This window comes from Actinokineospora spheciospongiae, from assembly GCF_000564855.1.
Lineage (GTDB): Bacteria > Actinomycetota > Actinomycetes > Mycobacteriales > Pseudonocardiaceae > Actinokineospora > Actinokineospora spheciospongiae.
This window is the reverse complement of record NZ_AYXG01000151.1, coordinates 1-16,877: the sequence shown is the minus strand read 5'-3', so window position 1 is coordinate 16,877 and position 16,877 is coordinate 1. Positions and strand designations below refer to the sequence as shown.

The window sequence follows — 16,877 nt, the reverse complement described above, 5'->3', positions numbered from 1 at the left end:
GCCATAGGGGCCCCGGCCAAACACATCCACCCAGCCGGGCACCACCCACCAAACCCCCGGGCTCGAAACCAGAGCACATCCACCCCGGCAAGCCCAAAAACCGGGCTTCGACGCCGTGCTACCCCACCGCGTGCCCGACCAACGGCCGCCCGTCCACGTCGTGCCCGCGGGCCAGCGCGTCGACGGCGGAGGCGATGAGCGACGACGGTGATCCCGTCCCGTACGGCGAGGGGATCTCCCGCAGCCGCGCCCGGTGCCGCCCGACGTCGTCCAGCCACCGCAGTACCTCCGTGCGGATGCGGGGGCCGGGCGGCACCAACGTGCCGAAGCTGCCCTCGATCTCAGGCCGCTCCGTGCTGCGCCGCACCACCACGATCGGGCGCTTGAGCACGCTGACCTCCTCCTGCAGGCCGCCCGAATCCGACACCACCACCGCGGCGTTGCGGGCCAGCGCCAGGAAGGCCGGGTAGGACTGCGGTTCGATGGTGCGCAGGGCGGCGAGGCAGTCCCGCAGCCCGAACGCCGTGACGCGCTTGGCCGTGCGCGGGTGCAGCGGCAGCACCACCGGCAGCGGCAGGTTGCCCAGTTCGGCCAGGATCGTGCGCAGCGCCCCGGGGTCGTCCACGTTCTCCGGGCGGTGGATCGTCGCCAGGACGTAGTTGTCCGCCGCCAACCCGTGCGCGGCCAGCAGCGCGCCCTCCTCCTCGACCCCGGGCAGCGCGGCCGCGAGCGCCTCGACGACGGTGTTGCCGGTCACCGCGATCCGGCCCCGTGGAATCCGCTCGGCGAGCAGGTTGTCCCGGTTGAGGGCGGTCGGCGCGCAGCACAGGTCGGCGAGGTGGTCGATCACCACCCGGTTGTGCTCCTCGGGCATCGCCCGGTCGAAGCTGCGCAACCCCGCCTCGACGTGCACCAGCGGCAGGTCGTTCGCGTTGGCGGCCAACGCCCCGGCGAGGGCGGAGGTCGTGTCCCCCTGCACCAGCACGACCGCGCCCGGGTGCCCCCCGAGCACACCGTCGACAGCGTCCACCGCCTGCCCCAACTGGGCACCCCGGCGCATCCCACCGAGTGCCAGTTCGTGGAAGCTCCCCGGCTCGGCGACGTCGCGGCGGATGATGGAGTACATGGACCGGTCGTAGTGCTGCCCGGTGTAGATCACCGACGCCCGCTCGCCGAAGTGCCGGATCAGCGGCGCCAGCTTGATCAGCTCCGGTCGCGTCCCGCACACCATCGCCACCGTCGCCCGTTGCCCGCCGTGGTGGTCGGTACCGCCCGCCGCGGCTCGCGGGGGAACGGATCTGCTCCGCGGTGGCGCGACCCACCCGGAAGGCTCCACGAACGACACGCTGTTTCCTCTCGACACCCCACCCTGGTACGGCGCCACCCAGGGACGACGCCGCACTCCCGATCACGGGAACGTACTTCTCCGCGCCCGTCGCCCGTGCGCGTCTCAGTCGATCGAGTGATCCCCCTGTGTCGCGTTCCACCGCCCGTGGACCTGCGGACCCGGGTCAGAGCCGGAACGTGAGCGGTGGCGGCTCGAACCCGTGGTGGAACGTGCCCGTGGTCAGGTCGATCGCCAGGGTGGGGGAGGTGTGCTCGCCCTCGAGGAGCACACCCTGCTCCAGCAGCAGGCGCTTGAGGTGCTGACCGTGCTCGGAGCTGATCGCCGGTGAGGACAGCACGCACCGCGCACCGCCCAGCGGCATCCGGCCCGCCAGCGATCGGACCTGGTCCGCCGCGGTCGCGCCGTCGTGGCCCAGCTGCAGCGGGTCGTAGTGGGCGACGAAGGCCATGGAGCCGTTGAAGACGGCGATGCCGATGCACCCGCCCAGACCGGTCGTGTAGAGCACGGGTTTGGCGGAGCCCGCCGTGGAGTAGTCGAGCTGGTCCATCTCCACGTGCCCGTTGAGCAGCGTGGTGTTGTCCACCCCGGTGAGGGCGGACAGGCCGGTGCGGGGTACCCGTGGCTTGCGCTTGCTCTCCAGGGTCCGCGCCAGCATCGCGTACCCGGGGCTCCGCAGCGCCGCTTCCAGGGTCTTGCCCGCTCCTCGCCTGGCCACGCCCAGCAGGTCGCTGTCGGTGTACTTGTCCAGCGCGGTCGCGCCGAACTCGGTGCGGACGTGGTCTCGCAACGCGGTGAGCAGGTCCTCGGACGACAGGGCGACCGGGGACTGGGGGATCTCGGGCGGGGGAGCGGCGAGCTGGGTCCGGATCGCCGCGACCAGCTCCGGGGTCAGGTTGTGCAACTGCGCCCCCAGGTCCGGGTTGGCGGCGAGTTCGGCGTCCACCGCGTCGAGCACGACGGGTGGGATGGGTTCGGTCATCACGCGCCTCCGGTTCCGTCACCGAGCCGCGCTGCCACGGCCCGGCGCACCAGGTGTTCCCGTTCCCCGGCACTGAGGCCCGGCAGATCACCCGCGAGCCGTTCCGCCAAGGGGCCGATGAGGTCCTGCTCCAGCCGGTGCAGGACCTCATCGGCGTCGTCCGACCGCGGGGTTGCCGCCGGGGTGATGCCGTATTCGCCGAAGGCGGCCACCGGGTCGCTGTGCTGTTCGACGTACTCGACGAAGCTGCCCGCCGTCGTGCCGACCCTGGCCTCCCGCGCGTAGTGCAGGAACCAGTCGCGGAACTGCGCCCACGTGTCGGGGGAGCCGTTCCAGAACGGGCCGTTCTCTGCGAGGTAGGTGTTCCAGCGCCCCTCGTCCTCGACCACCGCCGCGTCGATGACCACCCCGTACCGCCCGAACTCGGCGACCCTGTCCGGCACCCCGGACAGGTACTCCAGCAGCGACCCCGCGGGTTCCCCGACCCCGGCTTCGACAGCGGTGTAGTGGAACCACGCCGCGAACTGCTCCCACGACGCTTCGTCGCCGTCCCAGCGGGGTCCGTTCTCGGCCAGGAACGCGACCCAGGCCTGCTCGTCGTACCCCGCTGGTTTCCCACCCGGGTCGTCGGCGGCCGTCGCGGCCTCGTACTCCGCGGCCAGCCGGTCCGGTCCGAGGTCGACCAGGTCCCCGATCACGCCGATCCCGCCCGCGGACTCCACCGCGTCGAGGAACTGCCGCACCTCGTCGTCGGGGAAGGAACCGGTCGCCTGCGCGGACAGGTGCTCGGTGAACCGGGCCCAGTCGCCGCCGGACTCGTCGTGGGCGGTGCGGACGGCCGTGAACCACCGGTGTGCTTCGGAAGTGCTGCTGTGCCGCACGATGCCCACCACGTGCGCGACAACGTCATCCATGGTGCACCCCTGTCCTTTCCTATGTCAGCCTCAGGTTAGGGCGGCGGGTGTACCCGGAAATGCCCTCGGAGGTGGCTCTGCGGGCACGGCGGTCTGCCCCTGTCGGTTGGTTCGGGTTGGGCGGGTGGTTGCTCGGCGAGGTGGAGGAATGGCTGGAAAGCGCTGATTTGGGAGCGCTCCCAAATCGAAATAGGACCATTTAAGAGGTAAAAGCCCAGGTGGAGAGCTAGTCGATGGCGCCGATGGATGCCGGTTGGCCTGGGGGATGCTTGACAGTGGTCAGTAATCCGGCTCACACTCAGCGCATCCTGACTGGGAGCGCTCCCAGTCGCTTGTTCACCCGCCGGGGAGCCCCACCGACGAACCCGGCAGAGACCCCGAGGGGTTGATGTGCGCCAACGAATGCGGAGGGCTGTGGCCCTTTCAGTCGCCATCACGGTCGTGGGCGGGACGCTGGCCGCGTGCGGCGCGGGCGACGCGGACACCGGTGCCGACGGGAAGGTCGAGCTGAGCATCGGCACGTTCACCGAGTTCGGCTACGAGGACCTCCTGGTCGAGTACCAGCGGCTGCACCCGGACATCACGATCAAGCACAACAAGACCGGCCAGGGCGGCCCGTACCACCAGCAGTTGTTCACCAAGCTCGGCGCCAACCGGGGCCTGGAGGACGTGGTCGCGGTCGAGGAGGGCCACCTCTCCGACGTGCTGGCCAAGTCGCGGCTGTTCAACGACCTGGCCGAGATCGGGCCGAAGGACGTGACCGCGGACCGGTGGCTGGACTGGAAGTACAAGGCGGGCACGGACAAGAACGGCGCGCTGATCGGCTACGGCACCGACGTGGGGCCGCTGGCCATGTGCTACCGCAAGGACCTGTTCGAGGCCGCGGGCCTGCCATCGGACCCGGAAGCGGTCAAGCCGCTGTTCGCGACCTGGGAGTCCTACTTCGCCGCGGGTGACCAGTACGTCGCCGGGACCGGCAAGGCGTGGTTCGACTCCGACGCGCAGATCTTCAACGCCATGCACAACCAGTTGCCGACCGGGTTCTTCACCACCGCCGACAGCCTGGACATCGAGTCCAACCGGGACATCCGGGCGAACTGGGACGCGGTCACCGCGGCGGGTGCCCGCGGGCAGTCGGCGAAGCTGACCGCGTTCTCCAACGAGTGGAACTCCGGTTTCAAGTCCGCCGCCTTCGCCACCAAGACCTGCCCGGCGTGGATGCTCGGCGTGATCAAGGGCCAGGCGGGCCCGGAGAACGCGGGCAAGTGGGCGGTCACCGCGGCGTTCCCCGGCGGGGGCGGCAACTGGGGCGGGTCGTACCTGACCGTGCCCAAGCAGAGCGCGCACCCCAGGGAGGCCGCTGAGCTGGCCGCCTGGTTGACCGCGCCGGAACAGCAGGTCAAGGCGTTCGTCAAGACCGGGAACTTCCCCAGCCAGGTCGAGGCGCTGTCCGCGCCGGAACTGATCACGGCCACCGACGCCTACTTCGGCGGGGTCGAGTCCGGCAAGCTCTTCGCCGAGCAGGCGGGCAAGGTCGCCGAACCGCAGTACAAGGGCCCCGGTGACGGGCGCATCCAGGAGACCGTCACCACCCCGGCGTTGCAGGCCGTGGAGCAGGGCACGAGCCCGGCCGAGGGCTGGCAGCGCGTGGTCGACGGCGCGAAGAAGATCGCGGGCTAGCGGGTGGCCGCCGACACCCGGCAGTCCCCGGCTCCCGCACCCGTGCGGGAGCCGGGGCGCCCGCCCCGCCAGGTCTGGCGGGACCGGCTCACCCACTGGGACTACAAAGCCTCGCCCTACCTCTACATCGCCCCGTTCTTCCTGGTCTTCGCCGTGGTCGGGCTGTTCCCGCTGCTCTACACCGGCTACCTGTCGCTGTTCGACCGCGACCTGCTCGACGACAGCCCCACGTTCGTCGGGCTGGGCAACTACCTCGACCTGGTGGGCGACGAGCAGTTCTGGAAGTCGCTGGTCAACACGCTCAGCATCTTCCTGCTCTCGACCGTCCCGCAGATCACCATCGCCGTCGGGCTCGCCGCGCTGCTCAACACCCGGCTGCGCGCGCCCACCGGCTGGCGGATCAGCGTGCTGCTGCCGTACGTGGCCAGCCTGGTTGCGCTCGGCATCATCTTCGCCAACCTGTTCGGCCCGCAGTACGGCCTGGTCAACGGCGTCCTGGAAACCCTGGGCCTGGACCGGGTGGACTGGCAGGCCGACCGGTTCTCCAGCCACGCGGCCATCGCGGTCATGGTGAACTGGCGGTGGACGGGCTACAACGCGCTGATCGTGCTCGCCGCGATGCAGGCGATCCCCAAGGACCTGCACGAGGCGGCCACGGTCGACGGCGCGGGCGCGTTCCGCCGGTTCCGGTCGATCACCCTGCCGCTGCTGCGCCCCACGCTGATCTTCGTCGTGGTCACCTCGACCATCGGCGGGTTGCAGGTCTTCACCGAGCCCAAGCTGTTCGACGCCATGCCCGGGTCCAACAACGGCGGCGCGGCCAACCAGTTCCAGACGGTGACCCTCTACATGTACCAGTCCGCGTTCGAGACCCAGCAGCTCGGTTACGCCTCGGCCATCGCCTGGGTGCTGTTCCTGGTGATCATCGTCATCGCGCTGGTCAACTTCCTGCTGACCCGGCGCCTGGCGGACTCCGGGGGTGACCGGTGACCACCACCCTGCCGCGCGCCCTGCGCCGGTCCGCGCGGAGCGAGGAGCGCTCGTCCGGCGGCCGCGCCCGGTTCTGGACCTACGGGCTGCTGCTCGCCTTCGCCGCCGGGTCCGCGTTCCCGTTCTACTGGTCGTTCCTCGTCGCCAGCCGCGACGCGAGCATCCTCACCGACAAGGTGCCGCCGCTGCTGCCGGGCGGGAACTTCCTGGCCAACGCGCAGCGCGTGTTCGACTCGGTGCCGTTCTGGAAGGCGCTCGGCAACAGCGTCGTCGTCTCCGGCACGGTCACCCTCACCACCGTGCTGTTCTCCACGCTGGCCGGGTTCGCCTTCGCCAAGCTGCGCTTCTGCGGTCGCGTCGGGCTGTTCCTGTTCGTCGTGGCGACCCTGGCCGTGCCCACCCAGCTCGGCATCATCCCGCTGTACCTGGCCATGTCCGAGCTGGGCTGGGCCGGTGGGTTGCAGGCGGTGATCGTGCCCAACCTGGTGACCGCGGTCGGGGTGTTCTGGATGCGCCAGTACACCGTGGAGGCCGTGCCGTTCGAACTGGTCGAGGCAGCCAGGGTCGACGGCTGCTCGATGATCCGGGTGTTCTGGCACGTGGTGCTGCCCGCGGTCCGCCCGGCCGCGGCGTTCCTGGGCATGTTCACCTTCATGACGAGCTGGAACGACTTCCTCTGGCCGCTGGTCGTGCTCGACGCGGACAACCCGACCGTGCAATTGGCCCTGGAGCGGCTGCAGTCGGGGTTCTACGTGGACTACTCGCTGGTGCTGGCCGGGACCACCCTGGCCGCCGTTCCCGTGCTCGTCGTGTTCCTCCTGCTCGGCCGCCACATCGTGGCCGGGATCATGCAAGGTGCCGTGAAGGGATGAAACCGTTGTCCGTGCAGAGCGAACCCGCCACCGGTGCGCTGGAGTTCCCCCCGGGCTTCACCTGGGGCGCGGCGACCGCCGCGTTCCAGGTGGAGGGTTGCACCACCGCCGACGGGCGCACCGCGTCCATCTGGGACACCTTCTGCCGCGAGCCCGGCCGGGTGCTGGGCGGGCACACCGGTGACCCCGGCGCCGACCACTACCGCCGGGTGGCCGAGGACGTGGCGCTGATGCGCTCGCTGAACCTGGGCGCCTACCGGTTCTCCGTCTCCTGGCCCAGGGTGCGGCCCGACGGCGGCGACCTCAACCCGGCGGGCATCGGCTTCTACGACCGGCTCGTGGACCACCTGCTCGACAACGGGATCACCCCCGTGGCCACCCTCTACCACTGGGACCTGCCGCAGGCCCTGGAGGACCGGGGCGGCTGGGCGCACCGCGACACCGCCGCCCGCTTCGCCGAGTACGCCGAGACCGCCACCGCCGTCCTCGGTGACCGGGTCTCGATGTGGACCACGTTGAACGAACCGTGGTGCTCGGCGTTCCTCGGCTACGGCTCCGGCACCCACGCCCCGGGCCGGTCCGACCCGTCCGCCGCCCTCGCCGCCGCGCACCACCTGCTCCTGGCCCACGGCCTGGCCATGCCGGTGATCAGGGCCAACGCGCGCGACGCGGTCGCCGGGATCACCGTCAACCTGTTCCCGGTGCTGCCCGCGTCGGACTCCGCCGCCGACGCCGACGCCGCCCGCCGGGTCGACGGGTTGCAGAACCGGCTGTTCCTCGACCCGGTGCTGCGCGGCGCCTACCCGGCCGACGTCCTCGACGACGTGCGCCACCTGGGCCTGGCCGGGTGCGTCCGCCCCGGCGACGAGGAGGTGATCGCCGCCCCGGTCGACTTCGTCGGGGTCAACTTCTACCGCGACCACCACGTGGCCGCGGCGGGCGCGGGGGAGCGGGCGGGCGGGGCGTGGCCGGGCAGCGAGGACCTGGTGTTCCCGCCGCGCGACCTGCCGGTGACCGCGCTCGGGTGGGAGGTGCGCCCGGAGGGGCTCACGGAGCTGCTGGTCGGCCTGGACCGCGACTACCCGGGAACGGCCTGGTACATCACCGAGAACGGCGCCGCCTACGACGACGAGCCGGTGGGGGGCGAGGTCGACGACCACGACCGCGTGTCCTACCTGGACGGGCACGTGCGCGCCGCGCACGCGGCCGTCACCGCCGGGGTGGACCTGCGCGGGTACTTCGCCTGGTCGCTGCTGGACAACTTCGAGTGGGCCGAGGGGTACGCCCAGCGCTTCGGCATCGTGCACGTCGACTACGCCACGCAGGTCCGCACCGTGAAACGCAGCGGCCGGTGGTATGCCAAGGTGGCGGCGGACAACCGGGTACCCGGCGGCGCGGAGGTGTGGTGAGCGGACTGGACGCGGGGGAGCGCGACGCGGCGACCCTGGAGGAGGTCGCGCGGATCGCCGGGGTGTCCCGGTCGACGGTGTCGCGGGTGGTGAACAACGCCCCCGGGGTCAGCCCCCGGGCCAGGGCGGCGGTCGTCGAGGCGATCGCCGCCACCCGGTACGTGCCCAACCAGGTCGCCCGCAACCTGGCCACCCGGCGCACCAACACCGTCGCCCTGGTGGTGTCCGAGGACGGCGAACGGGTCTTCGGCGACCCGTTCTTCGCCGGGGTGCTGCGCGGCGTGTCGGCCACCCTGGCCGACGCGGACCGCCAACTGGTCCTGATGATGAGCCACGGCGGCGACCACGAGCGGCTGGAGCAGTACCTGGCCGCGGGCCACGTCGACGGCGCCGTGGTGGTCAGCCTGCACGGCATGGACCCGATGCCCCAGCGCCTCGCCGACTCCGGGGTGGCGGTGGTGCTGCTGGGCCGCCCGCTGGCCGCCACCACCGTCGCGCACGTGGACGCGGACAACCTCGGCGGCGCCCTGGCCGCCACCCGCCACCTGGCCGCCACCGGCCGCACGCGGATCGGCACCATCGCGGGCCCGCAGGACATGGGCGCGGGCATCGACCGCCTCCTGGGCTGGCGCCGCGCCATGGGCGAGCTGGGCCACCGCACCGACGCGGTCGCCCACGCCGACTTCACCGTCGAGGCGGGCGCGGCGGCCATGGCCACCCTGCTCGCCGGGCACCCCGACCTGGACGCGGTGTTCGCCGCGGCCGACCTGCTGGCGGTCGGCGCGCTGCGCCACCTCACCGCCGAGGGCATCCGCGTACCCGACGACATCGCCCTGGTCGGATTCGACGACTCGGTGCTGGCGACCACCACCACCCCGAGGCTGACCACGGTCCGCCAACCGGTGGAGGAACTGGGCCGCACTACGGCGTGGCGGCTGCTGGCCCAGCTCTCCGGGGAGGAGAACCTGCCGCTGTCGATGCTGCTGCCCACCGAACTGGTGGTCCGCGAGTCAAGCTGAGCGGTGCTGCGACGACCACGGCCTGCGAGGATGGGTCATGACCGTGACAGCGACGGTCATGGACAGCGTGGACAGCGAGCGTGGGGCAACGGGGGTGGTCGTGGGCCGTGGCAGCGGGCGAATCATGTCCAGGAAGGCCCGGACGGGAATGGCGGCGATCTCGGCGGCCTTCCTCGCGTGGATGACCGTGGTCACGGTTCAGATAGCAACGGCACCGCGGGGAGGTGAGGAATCCCCGGAGCGGTTGCGCGCGGCGGTGGTCGACGCCCTCACCTCGGATGATGCGGGGCGGGTGCAAGCGCTCTTCCACGAGCGGACAGCGGGTTCGCACTACGCCGAGGCTCTGGTCGACCGGTGGGCGGGTGTCTCCGGGGTGGACGCGCGGATCGTGGAACGCGACCACCGGTACCTCCGGCTCTCCGCTCGGACCCCGTCGGGCGCGGAGTGCTTCGCCTGGCCGATCGGGGAGTCCGAGGGCCGCTGGTTCCTGGATGCGACGCCCGCGCCCGCGGACCTGTGCCGGGGATGAGGGCGCACCGGCAGCAGCCTCCGCCGAGGCCGGGTCGGGTGGCGGTGCGCGGCTACTCCGGGGCTCGCCAAGCCTGACGTCCATGCTGGTGGACTACTCCTTCCGGGTGGTCACACCATGTTCACGCACCTGGCCGAGTTGACCTCTTCCGGGCGGTTGTTCCGCGTCGTAGCATCACCTCCGGTCGAATCCCGGCGGCACCATCGCATGGGGCGGAAGGTCCACTCACTCCGAGCACGAAGGTGTCAGCCGATGAGGTCGGTGGGTGTCGGGCGCGCGCTGCGCGGTTTGGTGTTGGCCATCGTGATCGCCACGGGGACCGCGACGGCGGCCGTGGCCCTGCCCCCGCCCACCGACAGGCCGGAGGCGGCGGAGGAACGCACCCCGCTCGCCGACGCCGCCAAGTCCAGGGCACCCGAGGTCCCCGACAGGACCTGGGAGGTGACCCCCGGTGGGGCGTTCAGCGACAAGATCCCGATCTCGGTCCCGGCCTTCCACGGGATCACCCCCGAGCTGTCGCTGGGCTACGAGTCCTCCGGCGGGAACGGCTGGGTGGGCGTCGGCTGGCGGGTGGACGGCGTCGGGGAGATCGAGCGGGCCGGGGCGGGGCGGGGGGCACCGCGCTACGACGCGACGGACGTGTTCGTGGTCGGTGGTGAGGAGTTGGTCCCCTGTGCCACGGGCAGCGTGAGCCCGAGCTGCACGACGGGTGGCACCCACTCCACGGAGAACGAGAGCTACGCCAGGTTCGCCCTGACCGGCACCGGGGCCGCCAGCCGGTGGACCGTGACGGCGAAGGACGGCACGCGACGGGTCTACGCGCCGGTCTACTCCGCGGGCACCGACCTGGTGTTCCGCTGGGGTCTGAGCCAGGTCGTCGACACCGTAGGCAACACCGTCACCTACACCTGGGGGAGCAGCCTGTTCGGCGGCGGCTGGGAGTACGTCGACTCGATCGCCTACGGCGGCACCACCATCGCGTTCCGCTACGAGACCCGGCCCGACACCGAGCAGGCCGCCATCGGCAACGGCGCGCTGACCACCCTCCGGGGCCGGGTCAAGACCATCGACGTGAGCGTGGACGGCAACCGCCTGCGGACGTACCGGTTGGGCTACACCGTCAGCACCACCGGGCGGTCACTGCTGACCGGCGTGCAGCAGTTCGGCAAGGACGCCGTGCTGGACGACGCCGGAACCGTCACCGGCGGCACGAGCCTGCCCGCGCTGACGAGCGCCTATTCCACCGCGACGACCGCGTTCGCCGCGGGCGCCAACGACACCGGCATGGGCTACAAGGCCGACTCCCGGTACCTGCCGATGGACGTCAACGGCGACGGTCGGACCGACATGCTGGAGCTGTACCCGTCCTGGTCGTCCTACGAGCGGCACACCTGGCTCTCGAACGGGACCGGGTTCACCCTGGCGTCGAACGGGGTCGACGGCATCGGGCTCAGCACCGACACGCGCTTCCTCACCGGCGACGTCAACGGCGACGGCAAGTCCGACCTGATCGAAATATTCCCCAACGGGTTTAGCTGGGGCAGGCGCCTGTACCTCTCCGACGGCACCGGCTTCGTCCGGCAGCCCGCCACGGGCAACTCCGCGGGCCGCTTCAGCGCGGACTCCCGCTTCTTCGCGATGGACGTCAACGGCGACGGCAGGTCTGACGTGGTCGAGCTGTTCACCTGCGGGCTCTTCCCGGTGCACCTGTGCCGCGCCACCTCGCTGTCCACCGGCACCGGCTTCGCCATCGCCTCCTCCAACGAGACCGGCATCGGCTCCGGCGCCGACCACCTGGTCCACCCCGCCGACGTCAACGGCGACGGCAGGCAGGACCTGGTCGAGCTGTACCCGGCGGGCCTCGGCGTGGGCGGCAGGCACATCTGGCTGTCGAACGGCACGGGTTTCGTCTCCGGCGCCATCGACACCGGCATGCAGTTCAGCACGCCTGCCGCCGACGGCACCGGCAGCCGGTTCCTGGTGCTGGACGTCAACGCCGACGGCAAGACCGACATGGTCGAGCTGTACCCGTACTTCGCCATGTACACCCGCCGCACCTGGATCTCCACCGGCTACAGCTTCGTGCTGGCCGCCACCGACGGCGCCATGCCCTCGGCCGCGACCACCCGGCAACTCGTCGCCGACGTCAACGGCGACAAGCGCGACGACCTCATCGAGCTGTCGCCCTACGGGCTGTCCACCAAGCGGCGCATCTGGCTGTCCACCGGCGGCGGTTTCGCCGAGGGCGCGACCGACACCTCGATCGCGCAGTTCAGTTGCAGCAAGGGCAAGTGCACCAGCGAGTTCCTGGCGGTGGACGTCAACGGCGACGGTCTCGATGAGATGACCGAGCTGTACAACGCCAACTTCGGCGGGAGCAAGGGCCGCCGCGTCTGGGGGATCGGCGGGGCGGTGCCCGACCTGCTCACCTCCCGCACCAACGGTTGGGGCGGCACGACGAAGGTGGCCTACACCCCGTCGTCGGCGTGGCCGAACACCAACAACCCCACCCTGGTGCAGACCGCCTCGGCGGTGACCGAGGACGACGGCCGGGGCGGCGTGGCGACCACCGGCTACACGCACGCGGGCGGGGCCTACGACCGGGCCGAACGCCAGTTCCTGGGGTTCCGCCAGCAGCGGGAGACCCAGCCCTGCATCGCGGGGGAGACGACGTGCCCCTCCACCGAGACGACCTTCCGCCAGGACCTGGGCGCGGCGGGCGCGGTGGAACGGGTGGACCGGCGCGCGGGCGACGGCGCGCTGCTGGCCTCGACAGTGCACGAGTACACCACCAACGGCACGACGGTGCCGAGGACGTCGCTGCCCACCGGCACCTGGCAGACCGCCCACGCGGGCGCGGCCTGCCCCGGCGCGGACTGCAAGCGCACCTATACGACCCGGCAGTACAACGCCTACGGCGAGGTCACCAGGCAGGTCGAGCACGGCGACAACGAGGCGGCAGGCGACGAGCGCACCACCACGACCGCGTTCGTGCCCAACACCGCCGCCTACATCGTCGACAAGCCCGCCGACGTGATCACGTACGAAGGCGTCGGCAGCGGCGGGGCCAAGCTCACCGAGACCCGCACCTCCTACGACGGCGCGGGCACCTGGAACCAGGCCCCGTCGGCCGGGCTGGAGACGAAGAGGGGGAAGTGGCTCTCCACCACCGGTTCATTCGTCGAAACCGGCAAGGAGTACGACGCCCGGGGCAACCTCACCGCCGAGGTCAACGAGCTGGGCGCCCGCACCACCCTCGGCTACGATCCGGCCCACCGGTTCCAGACGTCGGAGACCAACGCCCTGTCCCAGCAGGTCACCGCCACCTGGGACGCGGGCTGCGGCGTGCCCACGCGGGTGACCGACCTCAACGGCCAAGCGACCACGGTGGCCTACGACGCGCTGTGCAGGCCGACCGAGAAGCTCGAACCCGGCGGCCGGTTCGAGCGCCGCCGGTGGGTCGACCTCGGCAACGCGGCGACGCAGCACGAGCAGGTCGAGCGGCCCGCGGCGGACGGCACGGGTGCCCCGCGGTGGAGCAGGCGCTACGTCGACGGGGCGCAGCGGCCGTGGCGCACCGTCGAGAAGGGACCGGACGCGGCCACCGGCGACATCCACGTCGACACCGCCTACAACGCGCGCGGGCAGGTCGCCTCGAAAACCGCCGCCTACTACTGGGTCGCCGGTCAGCCGCAGCCGACCACCCACCCCACGACCACCGACTACGACGCGCTTGACCGCCCGACCAGGGTGACCCTGCCCGGCGGTGCGACCCAAACCACGAGCTACGGCCCGTGGTCGAGGACCGACACCGACGAGAACGGCCACGCCACCACCGAACGGGTGGACGCCCACGGCAAGCGCGTCGCCAGCGAACAGGTGGTCGGCGGCGCCACCAGGACCGCGAACTACACCTTCGACCCGCGCGGCAACCTGATCCGCTCGACCGACCCGTCCGGCTACGTGATCAGCTACGACGTGGACTCCCTCGGCCGCACGACCAGGATGGTCGACCCGGACTCGGGCACCACCACCTACGAGTGGGACGCCGCCGGGCAGCTCACCGCCCAGACCGACGCCAAGGGCCAGCGCACGACCCTGCGCTACGACGCCCTCGGGCGCAAGACCGGCAAGACCACCAGGACCGGCACCCCGGGCGCCGTGACCGCGTCCTGGACCCACGACGAGGTCCGCGCGGGCTTCACCAACATCGGCAGGGTCACCACCATGACCGACGGCGCCGGGACCAAGACCTCCGACCACGACGCCCTCGGCCGCGTGGTCAAGGGCGTGCGCACGATCGACGGCACCGGCTACACCTTCCGGTTCGGCTTCGACACCGCCGACCGACCGCTGTGGACCACCTACCCCGACGGCGACACGCAGGGCACCGCGGCCGACCCGCTGCGCTACGACGCCGCCGGGCGGCTGGTGTCCATCCCCGGCTACGTCACCTCGGCGCGCTACGACGCCGCGGGCGAGCTGATCCGGGTCGACAACGCCAACGGCACGGTCACCATCCGACCGCACGACCCGCGGCGCGGCTGGCTCACCGGCATCTCCACGACCGCGGGCGGCACGACGATCCAGGACACCACCTACACCCGCGACGCCAAGGGGAAGATCACCCGGGTGGACAGCCCGTTCCCGAACGAGCGCTGGACCTACGCCTACGACGAGGCGGGCCAGCTCACCACGGCGACCAACGGCGCCGTCGCGGCGCGCGGCCAGACCCTCGCCTACGACGGGATCGGCAACATCACCGCCAACGCCCGCGTCGGCGACTACTCCTACGACCCGGCGCACCCGCACGCGGTGACCACCGCGGGTGCGAACACCTACGCCTACGACGGGGCCGGTCTGATGACCTCGGGCGCCGGCCGCGAGCTGACCTGGGACGGGGACAACCTGCTGGCCTCGGTCACCCGGTCCGGGGTGACCACCACCCACACCTACGACGCCGAGGGCACCCGAATCCAGCAGTCGGACGGCACGGGCACCCACCGCCACCTGGGCGAGGGGTACGAGGTCGACGTCACCGCGGGCACCACGACCAAGTACGTCTCGATCGCGGGCGTCCTAGCGGCCCGCAAGGACGGGGCGAGCACGTACTGGGTGCACACCGACCAGCAGGGCTCGATCCAGGCCGAGACCGACGCGGCCGGGGCCGAGGTGCACCGCAAGGAGTACGCCGCCTTCGGCGAGATCACCGCCTCCGGCGGGTCGCTGGCCACCGAGCCGCGCGGCTTCACCGGCCAGCGCCAGGACGCCTCCGGGCTGGTGTACCTCAACGCCCGCTACTACGACCCGGTGCTCGGCCGCTTCATCTCGCCCAACCCGGTCGTCGACGGCGAGGACACCATCGGCCTCAACCGCTACGCCTACGCCGCGAACGACCCGGTGAACCACACCGACAAGAGCGGCCTCGACTGCCACGACGACTCCGGCGCCCCGTGCGACCAGGACAGGGTGGAGTTGGAGATCGACTACAACGACCAGGACAGCGGGGACTACTGCGGTCCGGCCTCGGTGCGCAACGCCCTGAGCGCGCTCGGGTACGACATCGACAACGTCTACACCGAGAACGCGCTGGCGTCGATGATGGACATCGTCGACCTCGCGCAGACCCCCACGGCCGAGTACACCACCAGGATGCTCAACCAGGCCACGGGGAGCAGCTTCTACGAAACCAAGTGGATTCCCGGCAGCATGGCCACCGACGCGGAGAAGTCGCGGCTGCGCGCGGACGTCGTCTACGACATCGTCGAACGCAACCACCCGATCGTGGCCAACATCGCCGGCACCGGCAACGACATCTCCGACGACGAGAACAGCGCCCACACCTACAGCGGCGGGCACTACGTCGCCGTCGTCGGGGCGACGCGCGGCGGCGATTACGTCAAGATCGCCGACTCCGCCTCCGCCAAGGAGACCTACTGGATGCGCACCGACAGCCTGGCCGACTGGATCGGCACGCGCGCCTACTCGGCGTGAGCGTCGCGGGTGCCACGCGGCCCCGGCCTGTTGCTACCGTCACCGGTTGTGGACGTTCGGGACATGGAGTTCTTGGTGGCGGTGGCGGAGACCCAGCACTTCGGGCGCGCCGCCGAACGGTTGGGCGTGGGGCTGGAGGAGCTGACCCGGTGGTCCCGCGAGGTCGAACGGGAAACCGGGCTCGGGCTGTTCGAGCGGACCGTGCGGCGGGTGCGGCTGACCGAGACCGGCACCCGGCTCGAAGCGGGCGCGCTGGCGGCGCTCGCGGCGGTGCGCGGGGTGACCACGCTGGTGGAATCGTTGCGGCACGGGTGGTCCGGGTCGGTGGCGCTGGCCTACGTGCCGGGCTCGGCGCACCTGGTCCGGGGGCTGGTCGCGCGGGTGGAGCGGGACCGGGTGGGGTTGGAGGTGGAGCCGCAGTCGATGTGGGGGGTGCGGGCGCTCGGGTCGCTGGGGCGCGGGGAGGTCTCGTTCGCCGTGGTGCGGGACCCGCTGCCGGAGGAGGGGGTGGAGTCGTTGGTGCTGGGGGCTTACCGGGACCGGCAGGTGGCTGTCGCTTCGCCCGGGCCGTTGGCGGGGCGGGAGCAGATCGGGCTGGCGGAGTTCGAGGGGCAGGGGTTCTTGCTGACCGAGCGGGAGGTGGGGCCTGCGGTGCACGACGCGACGGTGCGGTTCCTGGCCGAGCACGGGGTGGCTCCGGTGTGGCGGCACCACCGGTTGCAGGAGCAGGACCAGCAGTTGGCCCTGGTGGCCGCCGGGGTTGGTTCTGCTTTGGTGCATCCGCACGAGGATGAGGTCTTGCACCCGGGGGTGGCTGTGGTGCCGTTGCGGGAGCAGGGGCCTGAGCACCGGTTCCACCTGGTGTGGCGGGCTGATGACACCTCGCCGCTGGTCACTGCTGTGATTGCGGCTGCTGAGGCCATGACCACTGGGCGGCGGGCGGCTCAGCGCGGCTGATCGGTGTTGCTTGCTCCTTGGGAAAGCCCGGGATGTTGTGGGGATGCCCGGGTGGGTGGATTCGCTTGCTGTGTGGCGAGAATCGGTGGGGGTGCCCGGCTGGGGTGGATTCGCCTGCTGTGTGTGAAGAATCGGGGATTTGTGTGGGGTGCCCGGCTGGGTGGATTCGCTTGGGTGGGGCCCCTA

At 71.4% G+C, this 16,877-nt stretch carries 11 protein-coding genes; 8 read left to right on the top strand and 3 right to left on the bottom strand.

What is annotated here, in order from left to right; all coding sequences use genetic code 11:
• Window positions 1-118: 118 nt before the first annotated feature.
• The 3 genes from wecB to UO65_RS20185 all read right to left on the bottom strand — a co-directional run bounded on the left by wecB (window position 119) and on the right by UO65_RS20185 (window position 3,241).
• Window positions 119-1,231: a non-hydrolyzing UDP-N-acetylglucosamine 2-epimerase gene (gene wecB / locus UO65_RS20195; RefSeq protein ID WP_035284970.1), complete on the bottom strand. Its 1,113-nt coding sequence runs from the start codon at window positions 1,229-1,231 to the stop codon at window positions 119-121.
• Window positions 1,232-1,511: 280 nt separating this feature from the next.
• The gene (locus UO65_RS20190; RefSeq protein WP_035284967.1) at window positions 1,512-2,327 is read right to left on the bottom strand and encodes a hypothetical protein; all 816 of its coding nucleotides are present in this window, start codon (window positions 2,325-2,327) and stop codon (window positions 1,512-1,514) included.
• Window positions 2,327-3,241: a hypothetical protein gene (locus tag UO65_RS20185; RefSeq protein ID WP_152552178.1), complete on the bottom strand. Its 915-nt coding sequence runs from the start codon at window positions 3,239-3,241 to the stop codon at window positions 2,327-2,329. Before UO65_RS20185 ends, UO65_RS20190 begins: the two co-directional genes overlap by 1 nt.
• 402 nt (window positions 3,242-3,643) lie before the next feature.
• Here UO65_RS20185 and UO65_RS35995 point away from each other — a divergent pair, with 402 nt between their 5' ends.
• From UO65_RS35995 to UO65_RS20145, 8 genes are all read left to right on the top strand, one after another.
• The gene (locus UO65_RS35995; RefSeq protein WP_052021401.1) at window positions 3,644-4,921 is read left to right on the top strand and encodes an ABC transporter substrate-binding protein; all 1,278 of its coding nucleotides are present in this window, start codon (window positions 3,644-3,646) and stop codon (window positions 4,919-4,921) included.
• Window positions 4,922-4,963: 42 nt separating this feature from the next.
• A complete protein-coding gene (locus UO65_RS35990; RefSeq protein WP_035284981.1) occupies window positions 4,964-5,911 on the top strand; it encodes a carbohydrate ABC transporter permease in 948 nt (315 codons plus the stop codon).
• 8 nt (window positions 5,912-5,919) lie between these two features.
• Window positions 5,920-6,783, top strand: coding sequence for a carbohydrate ABC transporter permease (locus UO65_RS20170; RefSeq protein ID WP_084175940.1), 864 nt, complete (start codon window positions 5,920-5,922; stop codon window positions 6,781-6,783).
• Window positions 6,780-8,192, top strand: a complete 1,413-nt coding sequence (locus UO65_RS20165; RefSeq protein WP_084175938.1) for a GH1 family beta-glucosidase — start codon at window positions 6,780-6,782, stop codon at window positions 8,190-8,192. Before UO65_RS20170 ends, UO65_RS20165 begins: the two co-directional genes overlap by 4 nt.
• Entirely contained in the window at window positions 8,189-9,211 is a 1,023-nt protein-coding gene (locus UO65_RS20160) for a LacI family DNA-binding transcriptional regulator (RefSeq protein WP_233427766.1), read from the top strand. The genes UO65_RS20165 and UO65_RS20160 overlap by 4 nt, the downstream gene beginning before the upstream one ends.
• 37 nt (window positions 9,212-9,248) lie before the next feature.
• Window positions 9,249-9,740: a hypothetical protein gene (locus UO65_RS20155; RefSeq protein WP_035284961.1), complete on the top strand. Its 492-nt coding sequence runs from the start codon at window positions 9,249-9,251 to the stop codon at window positions 9,738-9,740.
• Between the two features lie 252 nt (window positions 9,741-9,992).
• A complete protein-coding gene (locus tag UO65_RS20150; protein ID WP_035284958.1) occupies window positions 9,993-15,734 on the top strand; it encodes an RHS repeat-associated core domain-containing protein in 5,742 nt (1,913 codons plus the stop codon).
• Between the two features lie 63 nt (window positions 15,735-15,797).
• Window positions 15,798-16,691, top strand: coding sequence for a LysR family transcriptional regulator (locus UO65_RS20145; RefSeq protein WP_035284956.1), 894 nt, complete (start codon window positions 15,798-15,800; stop codon window positions 16,689-16,691).
• Window positions 16,692-16,877: the final 186 nt, after the last annotated feature.

What these genes read in the sequence shown, in the direction of transcription:
- UO65_RS20190 (WP_035284967.1), bottom strand. Translation starts at nt 2,327, where the DNA reads ATGACCGAACCCATCCCACCCGTCGTGCTCGACGCGGTGGACGCCGAA.
- UO65_RS20185 (WP_152552178.1), bottom strand. Translation starts at nt 3,241, where the DNA reads ATGGATGACGTTGTCGCGCACGTGGTGGGCATCGTGCGGCACAGCAGC.
- UO65_RS35995 (WP_052021401.1), top strand. Translation starts at nt 3,644, where the DNA reads ATGCGGAGGGCTGTGGCCCTTTCAGTCGCCATCACGGTCGTGGGCGGG.
- UO65_RS20165 (WP_084175938.1), top strand. Translation starts at nt 6,780, where the DNA reads ATGAAACCGTTGTCCGTGCAGAGCGAACCCGCCACCGGTGCGCTGGAG.
- UO65_RS20150 (WP_035284958.1), top strand. Translation starts at nt 9,993, where the DNA reads ATGAGGTCGGTGGGTGTCGGGCGCGCGCTGCGCGGTTTGGTGTTGGCC.
- wecB (WP_035284970.1), bottom strand. Translation starts at nt 1,231, where the DNA reads ATGGTGTGCGGGACGCGACCGGAGCTGATCAAGCTGGCGCCGCTGATC.
- UO65_RS20145 (WP_035284956.1), top strand. Translation starts at nt 15,798, where the DNA reads ATGGAGTTCTTGGTGGCGGTGGCGGAGACCCAGCACTTCGGGCGCGCC.
- UO65_RS20155 (WP_035284961.1), top strand. Translation starts at nt 9,249, where the DNA reads ATGACCGTGACAGCGACGGTCATGGACAGCGTGGACAGCGAGCGTGGG.